Genomic DNA, 20,301 nt, shown 5'->3' with positions numbered 1-20,301 from the left:
TCTGAAGAAGGCTACTAGACGTATTACACGTATTACTGATTCCGCCATTCCGCCGCTCCCGGTGAGCAGAAAGCGCGTTGCACGCTCTCCGCTCGGTTTCCCGTTTGTCGTTCCGATTTTCCGGGATGACGAATTTACAGCTGGGTGTGACGCAGCCGCAGTGCATTGCTGATGACGGACACTGAGCTGAAACTCATCGCGGCGCTGGCGATCATCGGGCTCAGCAAAATGCCGAACCAGGGGAACAGAATACCAGCGGCGATGGGTACGCCGATGAAGTTATAGACAAATGCAAAAAACAGGTTCTGGCGGATATTTTTCATCGTGTTCCGGCTCAGGCTGCGGGCTTTGGCGATGCCGCGCAAATCGCCTTTGACCAGTACCACGTGCGCACTGTTCATGGCGACATCGGTGCCGGTACCCATCGCGATACCGACGCTCGCCTGTGCCAGCGCCGGAGCATCGTTGATGCCGTCGCCCGCCATTGCTACCTGATGACCCTGTTCCTGCAATTGCTGCACAAAGCGGAATTTATCTTCCGGCATGACGTCGGCATGCACCTCGTCCACACCCAGCTGGCTGGCGACGGCCTGGGCAGTTTGCGCGTTGTCGCCGGTCATGACGATGACCCGTATGCCTTGCTGCTGCAATTGCTGTATGGCTTGCTGAGTGCCGGTCTTGATGCTGTCGGCAACGCTGAACAAGGCAACTGCCTTGCGTCCGGCCGCCATCAACATGACAGTATGACCGCGCTGTTGCAGGGTTTTAATCTGAGACTGGAATTCGGTCAGTGCAATGCCTTGTTCAATGAGGAAGCCGGGTTTGCCGAGCAGCAGGATTTCTCCCTGCTGGCTCAGCGCCGAGACACCCTTCCCGGTGACGGCGATAAAGTTGCTGATGCTCGCCGCCACGGCCTGCTGCTGGCGTGCATAATTCACGATCGCCTGTGCCAGAGGATGCTCGCTGCTTTGTTCCAGCGCCAGTGCCAGCCCGAGTAATGCCATGCGCTCCTCACCGCTGGCGGGCATCATTTCCTGCAGCGACGGCTTGCCTTCGGTCAGGGTGCCGGTTTTATCAATGACCAGCGTGTCGATTTTTTCCAGACGCTCCAATGCTTCGGCGTCTTTAATCAGCACACCTTCGTGGGCGCCACGGCCAATGCCGACAGTGACAGAAATCGGCGTCGCCAGTCCGAGTGCGCAGGGGCAGGCGATGATGAGTACGGATACTGCTGCCATCAGGCCGTTCGCCAGTCCCGGTGCGGGTCCCCACAGCGCCCAGACTGCAAAGGCGAGTACGGCGATACCGATCACGGCAGGCACAAACCAGCCCGAGACTTTATCGGCCAGTTTCTGAATCGGTGCCCGTGAACGGCTGGCCTGATTCACCAGCGCGATGATTCTGGCTAGCAGCGTGTCGCTGCCGATCCGCTCAGCACGCATGGTGAAGCTGCCTTTCTGATTCATGGTGCCGGCACTGAGCTGGTCGCCCTGTTGTTTGGCAACCGGTACCGGCTCGCCGGTAATCATCGACTCATCGACATACGAGCTGCCATCCTGCAACACGCCATCGACCGGGACATGCGCACCCGGCTTCACCCGCAGGATGTCGCCTGTGTGCACGCTTGCCAGTGCGACTTCCTGCTCGGTGCCATCTTTGCTTATACGTATGGCTGTTGCCGGCGTCAGCGACAGCAGCGCCTTGATCGCGGTATTGGTTTGAGAGCGGGCGCGTAATTCCAGCACTTGCCCCAGCAGCACCAGACTGATGATGACAGCCGCCGCTTCAAAATACAGCGGCGCCATGCCGTGCATCTTGAACGCATCGGGCAAGCTGTCCGGTATCAGCAACGCGATCAGGCTGAACAGATAGGCGGCAGCCGTGCCGACCCCGATCAGGCTGAACATATTCAGATTGCCGCTTTTAAAGGATGCCAGCGCACGGTCGAAAAACGGCCGCCCCAGCCACAGCACTACCGGCGTCGCCAGCACGAACTGCAACCAGTTAAACGTTGTCATGCCCAGCATATCGTGAAACGATACCCCGGGCAGCATATCGCCCATGGTCATCAGTAATAAAGGCAGACTCAGCACGATGCTGATTTTGAAGCGCCGCAGCATATCGTCGAATTCGCTGCTGTCTTCATGCATCGACGCTTCTTTCGGTTCCAGCGCCATGCCGCAGATCGGACAGATGCCGGGGCCGATCTGTTCGATTTCCGGGTCCATCGGACAGGTGTAGATTGCATCCTTGGCGGCTGGCGGCGGGGCAGGGCGCTTGCCGGGTTCCAGATAAGCCGCCGGATCGGCGCTGAATTTTTTGACGCAGTGCGCCGAGCAGAAGTAATAATGGATACCGTTGTGCAAATGCTGGTGCGGTGTGGTCTCGTTGACGGTCATGCCACAGACCGGGTCCAGATGCTGGCCTGCCGGATCGTGCAGCATCGCACTGCCTTCGGCATGTCCGCCACAGCAAGAGGCCGCCGCAGGCGGGGCGGCCGGGCGGCTGACTTCTTTGGTCTTCATCGGGGCCGGGTCTGCCGCGCTTGCAGGTGCTGCAGGGGCAGCAGAAGCGGTGGCAATGCTTCCGGCACCGATAACCGGTTTGGCGCGGACATAATTTTCCGGCGCAAGATTGAATTTGGTCACGCAGGACTGGCTGCAGAAATAATAGGCAATACCCTGGAAACGTGCGGTTTTGTCAGCGCTCTTGGCGACCTGCATGCCGCAGACCGGATCGGTATAGGTTTTTTCGCTATTGCCGGACGACGCGGCAGGTTGTGCCTGAGGGCAGCAATTGTCCGTGTGTTCATGTGTCATGGAAATCTCCCGGAATGACGGATGACAGGAATTTTTTTGTATCATAGACCCTGTACTCAGGAACGGAGTCAAGGATTTTTTATGATGGCTGAAAACAGGCTATACACGATCGGGCAACTGGCAAAAGCGGCAGGTGTCGGCATTGAAACTATACGCTACTACCAGCGTCGTGCGTTATTGCCGGTACCGCAGGTCAGCAGCGGTTTTCGCACTTATTCGGCAGCGCTGACGGAACGGATACGCTTTATCAAGCGAGCGCAGGAACTGGGATTTTCACTGGAAGAGATTGGCAACCTGCTGTTGCTGGAAGACAGTGATGACCGCAAGGCGATACGGCATGTGGCGCAGGAGCGATTAACGCAGGTGCGCTCCAAACTGGCAGATTTGCATCGTATGGAGAGTATGTTGTCGCATCTGATTCATGCCTGCGAATCGGCGTCGGCGCAGGTGCAGTGCCCGATCATTCAGGCATTGGGGCAGGAGGAGCCGGCACCGCTGCCGGCATGCCATCCGACACACCGGCTGGCTGGCCAGCCGTGAATCAGCGTGCCGGAAAGCCGGACATGAATGCGGTGCAGGGCGCAGACGCTTCAGGCCAGCATTTCCGGCAACTGCGTATTACATGAACGGATAATCGGTGTAGCCTTTTTCTTCACCGCCGTAGAAGGTGCTGCGGTCCGGGGTGTTCAATGCGGCACCGGCGGCGAAGCGTTCCACCAGATCCGGGTTGGCAATGTAAGGGCGGCCAAATGCAACCGCGTCTGCCAGTCCGCTGGCGATCAGGGAGTCAGCCTCTGCTGCCGTGTAGCCGCCGCAGCAGATCAGTGTGCCGGGAAAGGCTGCGCGTAATTCGGTACGGAAGGCTGCTGTCAGCTCAGCACCGCCAGCCCAGTCAGGCTCTGCAATATGCAGATAAGCAATTCCGCGCTGGGTAAAGGCTTTTGCCAGATACAACGCCATTGCTTCAGCTTCGGTATCCGCAATCCCATGCGCCACGAAGTTGGGCGAAATCCTGACGCCAACGCGTGCTGCGCCGAGTACGGAAATCGCAGCATCCACGGCTTCCAGCGTCAGACGGGCACGGTTTTCCAGGCTGCCGCCATAGGCATCGGTACGCAGGTTGCTGTTGGTGGACATGAATTGCTGCAGCAGGTAGCCGTTTGCGGCATGGACTTCGACCAGATCAAAACCTGCATCTTTGGCGCGGATGCTGGCATGACGGTATTGCTCGACGATGCCAGGCATTTCTTCCAATGTCAGCGCACGCGGCTCGGCGGTCTGGATATTGGCCGGTGTGCCGTCCGGCTGCACCACGAAACACTGGCTGTTGGCCGCCTGAATCGCGGATGCGGAAACCGGTGCCTGACCATTTTCCTGCAACAGATTGTGAGAAATCCGGCCTACGTGCCAGAGTTGCAGCGCGATTTTTCCGCCTTTCGCGTGCACTGCATCGACCACATTCTTCCATCCGGCTTGCTGGGCATCGGTATAGATACCGGGAGTCCAGGCATAGCCCTGGCCCTGACGGGAAATCTGGCTGGCTTCTGTCACGATCAGGCCGGCGCTGGCGCGCTGCGCATAATATTCGGCATTCAGTGCGCGCGGCACATCGCCGGGCTGACCGGCTCTGGAGCGTGTCAGCGGCGCCATCACAACGCGGTTATTCAGGGCAACACTGCCTGCTTTGACGGGGGAGAGTAAATGATTCAGCATCGGGTTTCCTTTGGTTTTTCCAATAACAGGGGGTAAGACGGATAATAAATTAGACCGGTCGTCTAATTTGTGTTTCAAAAAAATGGGCATGACGTTCAGCCCACATTGCACTTCATCAATGGTTTTACATACTGCTTGCTGCCTGACACTCTGGATACTGCGGATACTGTGCTGCATATGCTGCCTTTGTTCTGCCCGGCAGCGCAGGTGATTTCATACATCGTTTATGTCTGTACGCTGGCTGGTGGGCCTTCCAGCAGGGCTTCTGTCTGCCGGTAAGCCAGCGTCAGAGGGCGCAAATCCAGTTTCACCTTCGTCAGCAGGGAAGCGCCAACCCAGAGGCCATATAAAGACTCGGCCAGATCCTGGGCTTCGGCCTGATTGCTCAGACTGCCGTCTGCCTGTCCGGTACGGATCGCATCGGCAATCTGCGACATGATATTCCGCATTCCGACAGACAAGGCTTCACGCATCGGCTCAGACAGATCGGACACTTCAGCGGCCAGTTTGACCGCCAGGCACAATTTATGGCAACCGCTGCTTTCTGCCTGCAACTGCCATTGCCGGAAGTAGCTTAAGAGCCGTTCCCTGACTGTCAGTTGCGGGTCGGAAAACAACACATGGGTGCGTTGCAGATAATCAGCAAAATAACGCTCCAGCATCGCGACCCCAAAACCTTCCTTCGACTGGAAGTAGTGATAGAACGATCCTTTGGGAACCGCCGCCGCAGCCAGTATCTCACTGAGCCCCAGTGCGCTGAAACCGCTGCCCAGAATCAGTCCTTCACCTGTCGCGAGAATGCGTTCACGGGTGTCCTGATGCGTGGGGCGGTGATCATATTTATCCATGGAGCGAATTTTATTAGACCGGTCGTCTAGTGTCAAGCTGAAAATGTAACAACAGAGCTTGTATCAAGATGTGTAATTCATGTACGTGCATAGAAAAAAATGTAACAATTACTACAGGAGTATTTCAGACTATGCGAAAATCTATTTTCACTTTGAAAAGAAATTTTCATTTTATTCAACCCGGTTCTTATTTCTTATCACTATGTTTCGCTGGCTTTTTCTGGATGAGAACACGCTGACGCCGGTTGAATATACCTCCTGGAAATTAAGTGCGCTTCGTATCTTCCTGCTGTCCGGGTTTCTCCTGGAAGGCGGGATTGCCATTCACAGCTCATTGCATGCCTATGCGCAGGGAACCTACCCGGTGCTGTGGGCGATTCTGATGGTGTACTGCATCAAATCGCTGGCGATTTATTATTCCTCACGTTCCGTCCGGCTTGGCGCGGCGCTGCTGGTGGCAAATATTTATGCGACGGCACTGATTATTATCACAATGGTTTCCAACCCGGAGCTGGCGCGGCTGGGCTATATCCTGATGTATGCCGTGCCGATGATTGCCCGCCTGTTTTTCAGCACCCGGCTGGCGTTGGGCCTGATGTTTCTGAACGTGATTCCGTTTTTGTTCCTGCTGTTTGGCGAGCCCTACCATTTTTTCAATAACTATCTGGCTGAGCCGCCCGGGCCGGTTCCGGTGACCCGGATTTATCTGCATCTGCTGCTGTTCTTATTTTTCAATTTCAGCTTGCCGCTGACGGTGTTCCGGGTGTTGCATGCGCTCGACGCGATGTTGCTGCGTTTTCGCAGTGCCAGTAATGCCTTGCAGATCAGCTATACCCAGTATCAGGAGGTTTTTGAAAATGCCGGAACTGCATTACTGCTGACTGATGCGGCAGGGCTGATCCTGCAGGCGAATAATCAGGCCAATGCACTGCTCGGACGGAATCCTGCGACAGACCAGGAGCAGGCGCTGTTTAACTGGCTGTCGATAGAAAACAGCGTGCGTCTGAAAACCACGCAAAGCGAAGATTCGGGCAATCTGCGGATGTCCGCCTACCGGACGCGTGACGGCAAAATGGTGGCGCTGGACAATATCTCGCAGACTTCCAGCGAGCATTACATCGTTGCCTTGCGCGATGTGTCGCACCTGCATCACATGCAGAATGAATTGCAGCTCAGTCTGGAGCGCGAAGATTACCTCAGCAGCCACGATGCACTGACCAATCTGCCGAACCGCGAAATGCTGCGCCAGTATTTGTTTACCCTGCTGACCAGCAAGGATGCGGGCCAGGTGACGGCACTGGTGTCGTTCCGGCTCAACAGTATCCGGCATGCCAATCAGCAGTTCGGCGCCCACACCGGTGACGTGTTGCTGCGCCGCTTTGCTGACGAACTGTCACAGGTATTGCCGAAAAACTGTTTTTGCGCCCGGTTGCGCAGCATCGTCTTTTCGTTTGTGATTGAACAATTGCGCACGCCCGGCGACGTGATTCAGCTGGTGGACCAGATCCGCCAGGCTTTACCTAAAGAGCTGGAAATCAATGGCGAAGTATTGCTGGTGCAATTTTCTGCCGGGATTGCGCTGGTGCGGCCGGAAGATGCCGAACCGGATGACCTGATCCGGCGCAGTGAAGTCGCCCTTGATACGGCGCGCCGGTCGAGCGATCAGAGCGTGACCTTGTTTGATGAAGAAGATGCATTACAGATCCGGCGCAATGTCGAAATTGAAGTCGGGGTGGTCAATGGTCTGCGGCAAAATGAGTTTCACCTGCTGTACCAGCCGAAGGTGGCACACGATGGTTCGCTGGCCGGGGTGGAGGCGCTGTTGCGCTGGAATTCCGCTACGCTGGGGAAAGTGGCGCCGTCAGAATTCATTCCGATTGCGGAGCGTTCCGGCCTGATCCGCTACATCAGCGATTTTGTGCTGGATCAGGTTTGCGCCCAGATCCGCAGCTGGCTGGACCTGTTCGGCCAGAGTCCGGTCGTGGCGCTGAACCTGTCGGTATCTGATATTGCTCGGGCCGACCTGATCCAGCTGATCGAGGAGCGCTGCCAGCACTATGCGGTGGAAACCCGTTATCTCGAACTGGAAATTACTGAAACTGGCCTGATCGCGAATGAGTCCCTGTCTATTCATCATCTGAATGCACTGAAAAACCGAGGGTTCAGCATTGCAATTGATGACTTTGGCACAGGCTATTCCTCCTTGTCCAAGCTCAGCCATTTCCCGGCGCATACCGTCAAGATTGACCGTTCTTTTGTGTCCCAGATCGGCTATAACCGCAAGAGTGAAATGATCATCAAGGCGATTGTGTCGCTGGCAGAAATCCTTTCCTGTGATACGGTGGCCGAAGGCGTCGAAAATCAGCAGCAGGAAAATTTCCTGAAGGAAGTCGGCTGCCGCTATTTCCAGGGATACTATTATTACCGGCCGCTGGACGTGCCAACCATCAACCAGCTGCTGCAACGCGCTTACCGGGTATTCTGAATCGCCGGTGCGGTGTGCGCAGCATGGGAAAAGCGTAGCCGTGCCGGGCTGCTTGGGCTAAAATCAGTGCGGCTAGACAGACCACATTCACGACGGAGACTGCATCATGTATCTGGATCACCCGAAAATTTCTGCCACCAACAGCGAAACCGAACCAGACCGGATTGAACGTCTGAGCCGTGTATATGGCTATGCGATCGGACTGGCAGATGTCGCCGGTAACCGGGAATGCATCACCAAGCTGGCAAAAATTCACGATCACAAAGGCACGCTGATGGTGATCTGGTTTTCTGCGCCGACAGCGGAAGAGAAAAGTTATTTTGCGCGCGCCTGGCAAAGCCGTATCGGCGACGAATCCAGCCAGGTCGAACATGCCTTGATGCTCAATGAACCAGAGTCCGGAGATCAGACGCCAGAGCTGGAGTAACGCAGCAGACGCAACCCGTTCAGCACCACCAGCAGGCTGGTGCCGGTGTCGGCAAATACGGCCATCCACAGACTGGCATGACCAGTCAGCGCCAGCAGCAGAAACAATAGTTTGATAGCAAGCGCAAAGCCGATGTTTTGCCACAGCACTGCATTGGTTTTGCGGGAAATACGGATGAATTCAGGCAGCTTGCGCAGATCGTTCTGCATCAGCGCCACATCGGCGGTTTCCAGCGCAATGTCACTACCTGCTGCCATCGCGAAACCAATCTGAGCGCGTGCCAGCGCCGGCGCATCGTTGATGCCGTCGCCAGCCATGCCGGTCATGCCTTGCTGCGCCAGTGTGCTGATTACCTGCAGTTTATCTTCCGGCAGCAGTTCGCTGCGCACCTCCTCAATCCCGGTTTGCTTCGCAATCGCCTGTGCTGCGGATGCATTGTCCCCGGTCAGCATCAGCGTGCGGATACCGAGAGCATGCAGCTCCTGCACCGCTTCCCTGCTGCTCGCGCGAACCTGATCTGCCACTCCGAGCACGCCGAGCAGTTGTCCCGGCTGGCACAGGAAAATCAGGGTGCTGCCGTCCTGCTCCAGAAACTGCGCCGCAGGCGGATTGGTTGACTTGGCTGATTCTCCGTTATCCGGCATCTGTTCCAGCCCCAGTGCTGCGAGCATTGCGCGATTGCCCAGCAGATATGGCTGATCACCGATACGGCCGCGAATACCGCGCCCCCGACCCTCGGTAAACAGGCTGACCTCCGTTACCGGCAGCAAGGGTTCCCGGCACGCCTGCAGTAATGCCTGCGCCAGCGGGTGGCTGGAATGTGCATCCAGGCTGGCGGCGATGCGCAGAATTTCAGCCGGAGTCAGTGCGCTGAAGCTTTGTGTGTGCTGCAGCGCGGGTTTGCCCTCGGTCAGGGTGCCGGTTTTGTCGAACGCCAGTTGTTGCAGCAGTTTTCCTTGTTCCAGAAACAATCCGCCCTTGACCACGATGCCGCGCCGCGCCGCCAGTGCCAGACCGCTGACGACCGTGACCGGCGTGGAAATCACCAGCGCGCAGGGGCAGGCGATGACCAGCAGCACCAGCGCCCGGTACAGACTGTCGTGCCAGCCATGTTGCCACAACAGCGGTGGCAGTATCGCGGCCAGCACAGCAATCGCAAATACGATGGGCGTATACAGCGCGGCGAAGCGGTCAACAAAGCGCTGGGTCGGAGCGCGCTGGCTTTGCGCGTCCTGCACGGAATGGGCGATGCGCGCCAGCATGCTGGCGCCCGCCAGTGCTGACACGCGAATCTGCAGCGCCCCGGTCTGATTCAGTGTGCCGGCATACACCGGATCGCCAGGGATTTTTTCCTGCGGCATGCTTTCACCGGTGATGGCTGCCTGATTGACTTCAGACTGCCCCGATTCAATCACACCATCAAGGGCGATACGGTCGCCGGGGCGGCACAGGATCAGCGCGCCAACGGCGATCTCAGCTGTATTCTGCGCCTGCCAGCTGCCGTCGAGCTGCTGGCATTGCACCGTTTCGGGCGCCTGATCAAGCAGGCTGCCAATGGCATCCCGCGCCCGGATCAGGCTGGCAGCCTCCAGCATTTCCGCCAGCGCAAACAGGCAGATCACCATGGCGGCTTCCGGCCATTGACCAATCAGCAGTGCGCCGCTGACAGCAGCCGTCATCAGCAGATGGATATTCAGGGTCAGATGACGCAAGGCGATCCAGCCCTTTTTCAGCGTCGGGAGGCCGCAGATCAGAACGGCAGCCAGCGACAGTATCAGAACAGGCAGCGCTTTTTCTGGTGAGCCCGCCCAGACCAGCGCCTCTGCTGCCAGTGCTGCGCTGCCGCCCGCCAGCAGCCGCCACCAGCCCTGTTGTTTAGCGTTGGCGGCGGTTGCTGTTCCGGCCAGCAACTGACCCTGCATGCCGATGGCAGCCAGCTTTTGCTGGATTTCTGCCACTTCCTGTTCCTTGTGATGCACTGTCAGTATCCGGTTCAGTAAGTCGAAATCGAGTCCCAGCACCTGCGGCAGCGGTGTCAGCACGCGCCGGATCAGCGCTTCTTCGGTCGGACAGTCCATCGCGGCAATGTGCAGCCGGAATTGCTGCGTACCGGGCGGCATGCTGCCGGACTGTTTGGAGGCAGACTGTCCGGCATGATGTTCATGCGCATGGCCGGCATCATGAGCATGATCCTGCTTGCAGGAGTGGCCGTGACGATGATGGCTGCCGTGATTATGGTGATCGTGGCTGTGCTCACCGTTCTGATCATGAGTGCGGTTGCAGGTGCTGACAGGCGGTTGCGGATCTCCGCAGCAGGTGATTTTCTCGCTCATGGTCTATCCTGTGAAATCATTGATTGCCAGAACGTCTTACCGTCCTGTTGATGAAATGAATTCTACTGTAGACTCTGGAGTGACTACAGGGTCAAGCTTCTTTTTTATGCCAGGTTAAAATAAGAGCTGCCCCGGTGATTGTCACTTGTACTGCCCCGTTATTCGGGATACTCCCCCCTATTTATGAATAAAATGCTCTGATATCAATGTAAATAAAGGGCGTTTTTATATACTGGGAGGGAGTATATATAAAAGGAAAACAGCATGCGCATCAGTGAACTCTCCGGCGCCACCGGCGTTGAACTGGAAACCATCCGCTTTTACGAAAAACAGGGATTGCTGCCGGCACCCGCGCGGCAGGACAATGGTTACCGCAGTTATAGCGCTGAACATCTGGAGCGCTTGTCTTTCATCCGGCATTGCCGGGCGCTGGATATCCCGCTGGCAGACATTCGCCGCCTGACCACTTTCATCAACGATCCGGCGGATGATTGCGGCGATATTAACCTGCTCATCGACCAGCAGATTACCCGCGTCAAAGCCAGACTGAAAAGTATGAAAGCGCTGGAAAAACAACTGAGCCAGCTGCGCGCGCGCTGCGACGAACGGCATCATGGTCGTGAGTGCGGGATCTTGCAGGAACTGGTGGCTGCCGCGCATGGCGAAGCCTGCGCCTGTCACTCGCCGGACGCCAGGCCGGTTTAATGCTGGCTCAGTTCAGCCAGCAAATCCGACACACCGGCCCAGCCGATTTCAATCCCGATGCACAGCAGGATAAATGCTGACAGCCGCAGCAGCACGGTGGCGCCGACATCGCCGAGGAAACGTTCCATATTGCGTGCAAAGCGATAGCACAGATAGATCACCAGCGTGGTGAGCAGCACGCCGAGCGCGGAAGCGAAGCTGGTCAGCAGCCAGTCAATCGGCTTATGCGGCATTTGTGTGCCGATCGTGACCGATGCGGCAATCGTGCCGGGGCCGACCGTCAGCGGAAAACTGAACGGATAAAAGCTGCGGCGGCGTAATTCTTCATGATTCCACTGGCCGCCATGCGTGGCAGCGACCGAGTTCAGCAGCTTGTCCTGACTCTGGTCATTCAGCAGTTTCCAGCCGGCCATACTGACCACAATCCCGCCGGCAACCCGCACGATCGGCAGGGAAATGCCGAAAAAATCCAGCACATAAGAGCCGATGAAAATAGCGCCCATCAGCAGCAGAAAACAATTGACGGCAATCCGTTTTGCGAGCCGGTTGGCAATCGCAGGTTCAATCGGGCCGGTCATGGATAAAAAAATCGGAGCGATCGCGATGGGATTTAAAATAGGCAATAAGGTCACCGGTACCAGAACCAGCGCCTTAAAGAAAACGATCATCGCAAGACTCATGGAAAAAACTCCTCATAAAAACATCTGCCTGATTATGCAACAAAAATGCGTGCAACAAAAATGCACCTAACAAAAATGCGCCCGGCAAAAATGCGGCTCACAAAAATTCGTCCAACAGAAATGCATTCAATAAAACCGCATTCAATAAAACCGCATCTGCCAGAAATCCGTACAACAGCAATAGCGTGGAAGATCGTCTGCTGCGGCATTTCCGATCTGTCTTTATCCATGTATGCTGCGCTCTGATGGCGGCCGCCTGCTCTGAAAACCGCTGAGACCACCGATATCATTGTCCCTGCTGATCCTGTATGCCTACTCCTGCCGACTTTCCTGTCCTGCACACACCGCGCCTGATCTTGCGCCGCATGAGCGCCGACGATCTGCCCTTGCTGTTTCGCGGCATGTCCGATCCGCGCGTCACCGAATACTACGGCATCAGCTATGAAACGCAGACGCTGACTCAGGCCCAGCTCGACTGGTTTGAACTGATCTGGGCATCCGGTACCGGTATCTGGTGGGGTCTCTGTTTCAGTCATGCACCGCATGTGCTGATCGGCACCTGCGGCATCAATGAATGGGAGCAGGAACATCATTGCGCAGAAGCCGGGTTCTGGATTTTTCCGGAATACTGGGGGCAGGGCATCATGCACGAAAGCCTGCAGGCAATGCTCGCCTATTGTTTTAAAACGCTGGGAATACACCGGATGCAAATGCTGATTGAGCCTGCCAACCTGAGCAGCTGGAAACTGGCGGAGCGCCTCGGTTTTCAGCTCGAAGGCGTTTTGCGCGAATGCGAACGGAAGCAGGATCATTATGCCGACCTGAAATGCTATTCGCTGCTGGCGTCCGAATGGCCGTATTCTGCTGCATTTTTGTAAATTCCGGCGGAACTTCGGTTACCATCCGCAGTCAGGACTGTAGCAGCGCAACATGGCCTGAATTCACCTGCTGATCTGATTAGGAGATTGCGTATGACCATCACACCGGCTCTTCCCCGCTGGTCACTTATCCTGCCTGCCCTGGTCTGCCTGATACTTGGCGGCAGCCTGCTGCTGACCGCCGGCTGGTATGCCATTCTGCTGACTGCCGCATTGTTTGGCGGAGTGCTGACCGCCGTATTCCATGCCGAAGTGGTGGCACATAAAATCGGCGAACCCTTCGGCACCTTGTTGCTGGCTCTCGCGGTGACGCTGATTGAGGTGGCGCTGATTGTCTCGCTGATGCTGGCCGGCGGCGAAGTGACTGCCGGGCTGGCGCGTGACACGGTGTTTGCGGCAGTCATGGTGATCCTGACCGGCATTATCGGCCTGTGCCTGCTGGTGGGCGGCATCCGGCACAACGAACAGAGTTTCGGCCTGCAGGGGGCCAGCACTTCGCTCGCGACGCTGGCTGCCCTCTCGGTGCTGACGCTGGTGCTGCCGAATTTTACTTCCACCATTGCCGGCCCTTATTACAGTCCGGGTCAGCTGGCATTTATTGCCGTGGTGTCGCTGGTGCTGTACGGTACGTTTGTGCTGGTGCAGACAGTGCGGCACCGGGATTATTTTCTGCCCGCCGTGGCAGCCAGCGATGAAGAAGTGCATGCACCGCAGCCATCGGCAAACATGGCCTGGATCAGCGCCGGGCTGCTGCTGGTCTGTCTGGTGGCGGTGGTGTTGCTGGCAAAATCGCTGGCCCCTGCACTGGAGTCGGCCGTGGCAGCCGCGGGTGCGCCGAAAGCGCTGGTCGGCATCATTATCGCGATGATCGTGTTGCTGCCGGAAGGGCTGGCGGCGCTCAGTGCGGCGCGTGCCAACCGGCTGCAGACCAGCATTAATCTGGCGCTCGGTTCGGCACTTGCCAGTATCGGCCTGACCATTCCGGTGGTGGCGGTGATTTCTTTACTGACCGGATGGCAACTGACGCTGGGCATCGACGCCAAATCCACTGTGCTGTTACTGCTGTCGCTGATGATTACCACGCTCTCGCTGGGGACGGGCCGCACTACCATTATGCAGGGGACGATTCATCTGGTGATTTTTGCCGTGTATCTGTTGACTACGATTGTCCCCTGAAACCGGCAAAGGAGCCGCAATGAATCACAGCAATACTGCAGCCAGCCGGATGAAGCGAGGGTGCTGCGCCATGCTGGCAGTATGGCTGGCAGCCCTGGCGCTGGCAGGCTGCGCCGGTGTACGGCTGGTCAGCGATTACGATCTGGTCATCGACCAGGGTATCAGTGATTTTTCCGAGCAGCTCAACATGCATGTCAAGAACATGGCAGAACTCGGCGGTCAGCCCGAAGGCAGTTACGAAGCCAATCTGCGTACTTATAATGCGCTCGAAGCGAAACTGGAACTGCTGATTACCCGCGCCACGATTGCTTCTGGAGGGAAATCCTGTCGCCTGCAAAATCAGTTGTACAGCCAGTTATCCCATGTGTTGCAGACAACCCCGTCACCGGTGCTGCAACCCGAAGCCGGAACGGCAGATTCACCTGCTGACAGTGCTGCCGCCAGTGCTTGTAATGTTCGCCTGCTGACACTGGTAGCGCAACAGTTGTCTGCGATCCGTACCATTCACCGCTCAGCTGATACCTGTCGCGGTATTTCCTGCCTTAGGCCAGTCAGTGCCAGAGACGCGTTGGCAGCAGCAAATCAGTCCATCATGGCAGTGATGGTGGTGGAAACAGCGAAAAAGAAAGCGTCAGTTGCCCCCTGATGCCACACAAGGAGATCGCGCATGACATTGACCGCAGAACAGATTGAACAACAGATGAGTAATGCCGCAGCGGGTGCATTCCGCGAAGGCTGGGATGCCGTCAAGGTGTATGCCCCTGCAGAGTTTAAAAAGATGGCAGTGCAGCTGGCCAGTATTGCGGACAATGTAGCGCTGTACCAGCTGGACCCGGAACAGGGATATTCAGCCGAAACCGGAAAAATCCTGTTCCGCATGCAGCGCACTGCCTGCGAGTCGGTGCTGACGGCGGTGTCCCAGCTGACACTGATCGCAGTCCAGAATGCATTGAATGGATTGATGACCGTGCTTAGCCAGGTATTCGGCGCGGCACTTTCAATGATCCTGTAACGAAACAGCGAAACCCCTTTCCGGAGTCGCGCCGTTTTCATGACTGCGTTGCGACGATGGCGGCGGCATACCGGAATTTTCAGAACTTCAGTTGCATACCCGCATACAGTGAACGTCCCATGCCCGGCACCACGATGCCGCTGGGTACGCCTTGCCCCATGGTAGCACCTTGGCCGAGATAAGCGCCACCCAGCGGATTGCGATAGAAGCGGTTGAACAGATTATCGATGCCTGCATCAAAGCGCCATTGTTTCCAGGTATAACTGCTGCGCAGATTCAGCAGCGTATAACCCGGGGTCGTCATTTCTCTGCGTACAGCGGAGATATCTGTTTTCGCTGCTGCCATCTGAATTTCGGCCGTGGTATTCCAGTGTCCCAGATGTTGCGTCAGCGACAGTTTGGCATTCAGCGGCATGATGTTATACAAACCGCTGCCGGTATCTTTATTTCTGGCATGCAGGAAATTTAGCACGGCATTGCCTAAAAATTGGCCATATTTTTCTGTGCTCAGCAGCAGTGCGCTGGCAGAGACATCCATACCGTATAAACGTGCATTCTGATTGCTGAGACTCAGGTTCAGGAAACCGTCCTTGCGGCCAGGACAAATTTTACTGGCTGCGCTGCAGGGAACGGCGTCAATGTAGTCATGCACATCGGTATAGTAGGGAGCAATTTTGAATTGCCACTGATCCGGGTTGGCACTGTGCCAGTCAAACGTGGCGCTCAGTGTATGCGCAATTTCCGGTTTCAGATTCAGGTTGCCGGCATAACCGTTGCCATCGCCATACCAGTTATTCATGTTCATCACCATGGTATTGCTTGTCGCCCAGGTATAGCGTTCATACAGATTCGGTGAACGGGTTTTCATCGCATAACCACCATCAATACTAAAGCTGCTGTCCGGTGTGTAACGTGCCACTGCCGTAAAATCCAGATTGTGATCTGCGCGTTGCCGGTTGGCGGCGTTAAATGCACCGGGCACGGATAAAGGTGATGCCGGGTTACCGTATGCCATGGCGTTATAACCAGCGACCGGGCCGCTGTTCATACTGACGCGCTCTGCACGCAGACCAATCTGCGAAAACCAGTTTGGGTTCCAGTTGGCTTCCCATTCGACAAACATGCCAAACCGGTCGCGCTGCCCGTCCGCGATGTTCACGAATGTGCCCGGTGCCATCATCATGCCGGTGCCGGAGGCAGACCACCAGTCATTCATGCGGTAACGCTGATATTCGATACCCAGATTAAGTTGATCACGTTCCGATAAGGGTAATCCGGCACGCAGCAGGGTGCCGCTGTTTTTACCTTCGGTATCCATCGGCATACCGGGTGCATTGCCATACCAGAATTGTTTGTCGTCGCCAAAATTCATACTGTGGCGGGTATGCTCATGATATAGCCGCGCTTCCAGCTGGCCCCATGCATAGTCTCCTTTGTAGCGCAGGTTGAGCTGTTCGCTGCGGTTACCTGTCATATCCATGCGCTGATTAGGAAAGCCTTGGTATGGAATATTCTGTAGCCCCAGTTTCAATTCCAGCAGCTGAGATGCATTGCGGATGGCCATTTGCAGCGACTGGTTTTCCGACTTGTAAGCCGATGAGCCGATTACATCGCCAGCCAGTCCCGGCTTGCCACCGTTACCCTGACTGACGACTTTAAATGGGCTGGCTGCAACGATATTGCCTGCTTCCGAAAGTGATCCCGCATAGTTGATGCTCCAGGCGTCGCTGGCGTGTGTGGCGTTCAGATTGACACCATGTGCATGGCCATTGCTGCGGTAAAACGCACCGGCCTGGCCTTTGCGCAGCATTTCCCCGGCCATTGCAAATTCCGGGTCAGGTGAATTAACCCGTATCGTGCCGCCAATGCTGTCGCCACCATTGCTGACAGGTCCAATGCCATTAAGTACCTGTATGCTGCCGATGTGGCTGGGATCAATATACGACAACGGTGGGTTCATGTGATTGGCGCAGGCGGAGATCAGGTTCATGCCATCGACCTGTGTCCGCAACCTGTCATCTGCCAGTCCGTGAATGGCAGGCAGACTCGATACGCCACCTGCTCCATACAGACTGACCCCGGGCACATCGCGCAACAGTGCGGCGCTATCGCTGCTGGCGCTGAGTGCAGCAGCCTGACTGGTGCCATCGACATTCGGGGCGGAAATTTTTTTTGCCTGAATCAGTACGGTGTCAGGCTGACCGGATGTGGCTGGCTCACTGGCCTGTGCTGCACCCAGCGGAAATAAAGAGGCAACAGAAGCGGTCAATATGGTTTTCAGTGAAGTGTTCATGATGTTATTTGTAATTTATTTTGAGTAAAAATTTCCCGGTAACCGCAGCGGACAACGTTATCGCGTATAGTGAGCGGCGCGCCGGGCTCTGCGATTTACGGGTTGTCATGGCAGGTCAGTAATCGAACTTGATTTCCGCACTGACGCTGCGCTGGGTGTAAGGATGGAATGCCCAGTATTTTTTGTTGTTCAGATTGTCAATACCGATAGCGGCGCTCCATTGTCTGGCGAGCTGGTAACGGACACGCATATCAGCAACCAGGAAGCTGGAGAAGCCGAAGTACGTGAAGGCATTGACATCGCTGTTATCCAGCGCCCCATACTGACGGCCGCTGTAGCGGATGCCGAGCGAGGTGCTGAGCTTGTCATTGGGGCGGTAACTGAGTACCAGATTGGCGCGCCAGTCCGGGATGCGTGGCTGCGCTTTACCGACGCTGACCGGATTGGCGGCATTCCGGAGGATCACCGAATCGGTATAAGTAACACTCGACATCACATCCAGGCCGCGCCAGAACACATCGCTGGCCTGATACACCAGTTCCAGACCGGTCGTCCTGATGACCCCGATGTTCTGGATGTTGGTGATATTCGGCGTGACCAGTGTATTCACCTGCGAATACAGGGCGTCCCTGGTGCGCTCATGGAACAGCGTTGCGCGCAGTACGCCTTTTCCTTCATCGAGACTGCGTTCGGCGGTCCATTCCGTGGTCCAGGACTTTTCCGGTTTCAGGTTTGGATCATTGTTCACAATCACGTTGTTGGAAATACTGCCCTGATACAGTTCGGATACGGTTGGCATACGGACAGCACGCCCGACGGATGCCTTGTAAGTCCAGTTATCAGCGGCACTGAACGCCAGCGCTGCTTTGGGTGAGAAAGCCTGTTCATTGCGGCTGCCGAAATTCAGAACAGAACCGGCATTTGATAGCACGCCATGATCAGCCTGCCATTGTTCCAGCCTGCCGCCGATAATGCTTTTCCATTGCGGAGCCATTCGCCAGGCATCCTGCAGGTACAGGCTCTGCAGCCGGGTATCGCCCTGAAATGCAGAAAACAGTTTTTGCGTTTCTCCGTGCAGCCAGTCGGTGGTATCGGAGATTTTGGTTCGCAACCGGTAATCCTCGCGCTGATAGCCGAATTCCGCAGTGTGTGCCGCATTGGGCCGCCAGATGCCTTTCATGGCAAATGTGTTCCAGCCTGTTCCGCTCTGGTCGGTGATGCGGCCCGGGCCGCCACTGTCTGCTGCCGGCATTGCCGTCAGCGGGCTGCGTCCGGTATCTTTGCGGTAGTCATACAGGCTGGCGGATATTTCCCAGTCAAATACACCTTTGGTGCGGCTTTTCAGATTCAGGCCGTGCGCCAGATGTTCCAGCCGGTTCTGACTGTTCGCCATATCGGCAGGAGACAAAGTATATTTTTTGCCATTCAGATTAATGTCGCCGCTGTAGACGGGATTGCCGGCGGCATCGCGCAAATAGCTTTGTAATCCGCTGTCCATGTTATTGCGCCAGTAGCCGAAAGTGTAGCTGGCACGCAAAACCGGACTCAGGTCATAGGCAAGCTTGATTTTCGCATGGTCCTGTACGGTGTGATACTGCCCGCTGGCACCAAGAATCCACCAATCCTGATTCTGCGGATTTTTCCCCGCAATCGCACCAGTCACGGCCTGACCCACATTGCTGCTGATACCGGAAGAAACTAATTTTGTGGTGAAGGCAATCGGATGTCCATCGCTGTCGAGCTGGTTCAGATTCAGCCACCAGGAAAAATCGCCCTGATGGTTGCCCAGGCTGGCGCTCAGTTGTTTGCCGGTATAGGTCTGGCTGGTGCCGTAGAGCTGAAAGCTTTCGCTGAGGCCTGTGATTTTGGCATGTGCTTCAAACTGTCTGGGCATGCGGGTGATGTAATCCACCACGGCACCGGCGGAGTTACCTGCATAAGCGGCGGAAAACGGACCGTACAGCACGTCGACCCGTTCGATTTCTTCCGGCGTCACCAGACCCCAGCGCGGGGTGAAAATTGCGCCATTGCCGAGTAAATTGGAAAGCAGAATGCCATCGGCATACACCAGCGAGCGTGCGCTGTTCCCGGTGCCGGAAGCACGCGTTGCCAGCACGGCATGGTTGTAGTCGCCGGTGTAGCGTTTGCGAACCAGCAGGCTTGGCAGGTATTTGAGCGCGTCTTCTGCGTCCACCGCATTGATGGTGCGTTCGATTTCTTGCGCTTGTATGCCTTCGATCGTGGTTGGAATTTCTGTCGGCAGGGAAGACGGGCGGTCACCGTTAATGATGACCGATTGCAGAGATGCGCTGGCATCGGCCAGAACGATATCCGCCATTGCCATGGCAGGAAAGCAGGAAAATGCAGAGGCAAGTGCCGCGGCCAGAATGGTTTTCCGGACGCGCAGGCCCGCTGGGACTGAGATAGTCAGCATAGTGTGGAATCAATCAAAAATGTGCACAGAAAGAGGTGCGGACGAACGGCGGTCTGCCGCATTCAGGCAATGACAGCAAGTTGTCCGACCAGTGTGGAGATTTACTGACTGATTAAGGGAGGTCCGCGGGCCGGCAACGGTGCCGACACGATGGAGGCGAGACGGGCAGCCGGGATGGAGCGCGTCGCATACGACAGGGTGTGAGGCGGTTCGCAGACCGGCTCACAGGAAAACGCCGGCGGGATGCCGGTCGCTGTGCACAGCGGACAATCCAGCAGATGCTGGCCGGGCTGGATTTTTCCCGGAGTGGAATCCCCGCTTGTCTGACCGATCAGCTTGTAACCTGTGCTGGTACAGATCAGGCTCATGGCATCGGAGCGGATCATGGGGGATGCCATGGCAACGCCCAGCGTCAGTACATACATCAGCAGTACTGCGCGCACCAGGCGATGCACCATGCGGCGGGACGGGGTGAATAAAATCATGTAGCGAATTGTA

At 56.4% G+C, this 20,301-nt stretch carries 17 protein-coding genes; 8 read left to right on the top strand and 9 right to left on the bottom strand.

All coding sequences use genetic code 11. The features are described 5' to 3' along the window. Positions 1-134: 134 nt before the first annotated feature. Positions 135-2,819: a heavy metal translocating P-type ATPase gene (locus H8K27_RS09020; RefSeq protein WP_186862852.1), complete on the bottom strand. Its 2,685-nt coding sequence runs from the start codon at positions 2,817-2,819 to the stop codon at positions 135-137. An 81-nt stretch (positions 2,820-2,900) separates the two neighbouring features. On the opposite strand from H8K27_RS09020, the gene H8K27_RS09015 reads away from it, so the two are divergent. Next, positions 2,901-3,359, top strand: a complete 459-nt coding sequence (locus H8K27_RS09015) for a MerR family transcriptional regulator (RefSeq protein WP_222610639.1) — start codon at positions 2,901-2,903, stop codon at positions 3,357-3,359. A 78-nt stretch (positions 3,360-3,437) separates the two neighbouring features. On the opposite strand, the gene H8K27_RS09010 is transcribed toward H8K27_RS09015, so the two are convergent. Both H8K27_RS09010 and H8K27_RS09005 read right to left on the bottom strand, forming a co-directional pair. Next, entirely contained in the window at positions 3,438-4,532 is a 1,095-nt protein-coding gene (locus H8K27_RS09010) for an alkene reductase (RefSeq protein WP_186862851.1), read from the bottom strand. A 224-nt stretch (positions 4,533-4,756) separates the two neighbouring features. Continuing rightward, on the bottom strand, positions 4,757-5,380 hold the full coding sequence (locus H8K27_RS09005) for a TetR/AcrR family transcriptional regulator (protein WP_186862850.1): 624 nt from the start codon (positions 5,378-5,380) through the stop codon (positions 4,757-4,759). 202 nt (positions 5,381-5,582) lie between these two features. On the opposite strand from H8K27_RS09005, the gene H8K27_RS09000 reads away from it, so the two are divergent. After that, positions 5,583-7,865 carry a putative bifunctional diguanylate cyclase/phosphodiesterase gene (locus H8K27_RS09000; protein WP_186862849.1) on the top strand — a complete coding sequence of 761 codons (2,283 nt, stop codon included), beginning with the start codon at positions 5,583-5,585 and terminating at the stop codon, positions 7,863-7,865. 106 nt (positions 7,866-7,971) lie between these two features. Then, complete coding sequence (locus H8K27_RS08995) at positions 7,972-8,292, top strand: hypothetical protein (RefSeq protein ID WP_186862848.1); 321 nt, start codon at positions 7,972-7,974, stop codon at positions 8,290-8,292. Here the strand turns inward: H8K27_RS08995 and H8K27_RS08990 are convergent. After that, positions 8,271-10,625, bottom strand: a complete 2,355-nt coding sequence (locus H8K27_RS08990) for a heavy metal translocating P-type ATPase (RefSeq protein WP_186862847.1) — start codon at positions 10,623-10,625, stop codon at positions 8,271-8,273. The genes H8K27_RS08995 and H8K27_RS08990 overlap by 22 nt on opposite strands. A gap of 264 nt (positions 10,626-10,889) precedes the next feature. Between H8K27_RS08990 and cadR the strand changes: the two genes are divergently transcribed. Further along, entirely contained in the window at positions 10,890-11,330 is a 441-nt protein-coding gene (gene cadR / locus H8K27_RS08985) for a Cd(II)/Pb(II)-responsive transcriptional regulator (RefSeq protein WP_186862846.1), read from the top strand. Here cadR and H8K27_RS08980 read toward each other — a convergent pair. Further along, positions 11,327-12,010 (bottom strand): MarC family protein, encoded by a 684-nt coding sequence (locus H8K27_RS08980; RefSeq protein WP_230419115.1) that lies wholly within the window; start codon positions 12,008-12,010, stop codon positions 11,327-11,329. The two genes, cadR and H8K27_RS08980, sit on opposite strands and share 4 nt — an antisense overlap. A 32-nt stretch (positions 12,011-12,042) precedes the next feature. Further along, positions 12,043-12,240: a hypothetical protein gene (locus H8K27_RS08975; protein ID WP_186862845.1), complete on the bottom strand. Its 198-nt coding sequence runs from the start codon at positions 12,238-12,240 to the stop codon at positions 12,043-12,045. A 78-nt stretch (positions 12,241-12,318) separates the two neighbouring features. Between H8K27_RS08975 and H8K27_RS08970 the strand changes: the two genes are divergently transcribed. The 4 genes from H8K27_RS08970 to H8K27_RS08955 all read left to right on the top strand — a co-directional run bounded on the left by H8K27_RS08970 (position 12,319) and on the right by H8K27_RS08955 (position 15,076). Beyond that, positions 12,319-12,888 (top strand): GNAT family N-acetyltransferase, encoded by a 570-nt coding sequence (locus H8K27_RS08970; protein ID WP_186862844.1) that lies wholly within the window; start codon positions 12,319-12,321, stop codon positions 12,886-12,888. A 93-nt stretch (positions 12,889-12,981) separates the two neighbouring features. Beyond that, complete coding sequence (locus tag H8K27_RS08965; protein ID WP_186862843.1) at positions 12,982-14,064, top strand: calcium:cation antiporter; 1,083 nt, start codon at positions 12,982-12,984, stop codon at positions 14,062-14,064. Positions 14,065-14,083: 19 nt separating this feature from the next. Continuing rightward, entirely contained in the window at positions 14,084-14,710 is a 627-nt protein-coding gene (locus H8K27_RS08960) for a hypothetical protein (RefSeq protein WP_186862842.1), read from the top strand. A 21-nt stretch (positions 14,711-14,731) separates the two neighbouring features. After that, a complete protein-coding gene (locus H8K27_RS08955) occupies positions 14,732-15,076 on the top strand; it encodes a hypothetical protein (protein WP_186862841.1) in 345 nt (114 codons plus the stop codon). 79 nt (positions 15,077-15,155) lie between these two features. On the opposite strand, the gene H8K27_RS08950 is transcribed toward H8K27_RS08955, so the two are convergent. The 3 genes from H8K27_RS08950 to H8K27_RS08940 form a co-directional block, all read right to left on the bottom strand. Then, entirely contained in the window at positions 15,156-17,369 is a 2,214-nt protein-coding gene (locus H8K27_RS08950; protein ID WP_186862840.1) for a TonB-dependent receptor, read from the bottom strand. Between the two features lie 115 nt (positions 17,370-17,484). Continuing rightward, on the bottom strand, positions 17,485-19,803 hold the full coding sequence (locus tag H8K27_RS08945) for a TonB-dependent receptor (RefSeq protein WP_186862839.1): 2,319 nt from the start codon (positions 19,801-19,803) through the stop codon (positions 17,485-17,487). A 101-nt stretch (positions 19,804-19,904) separates the two neighbouring features. Beyond that, complete coding sequence (locus H8K27_RS08940) at positions 19,905-20,288, bottom strand: DUF2946 family protein (RefSeq protein ID WP_186862838.1); 384 nt, start codon at positions 20,286-20,288, stop codon at positions 19,905-19,907. Positions 20,289-20,301: the final 13 nt, after the last annotated feature.

It is taken from the genome of Cognatundibacterium griseum, from assembly GCF_014284195.1.
Classification (GTDB): Bacteria; Pseudomonadota; Gammaproteobacteria; order Burkholderiales; family Burkholderiaceae_D; genus Undibacterium; species Undibacterium griseum.
Note: the sequence above shows the minus strand (reverse complement) of the source record. Positions and strands in the feature narration are given on the sequence as shown.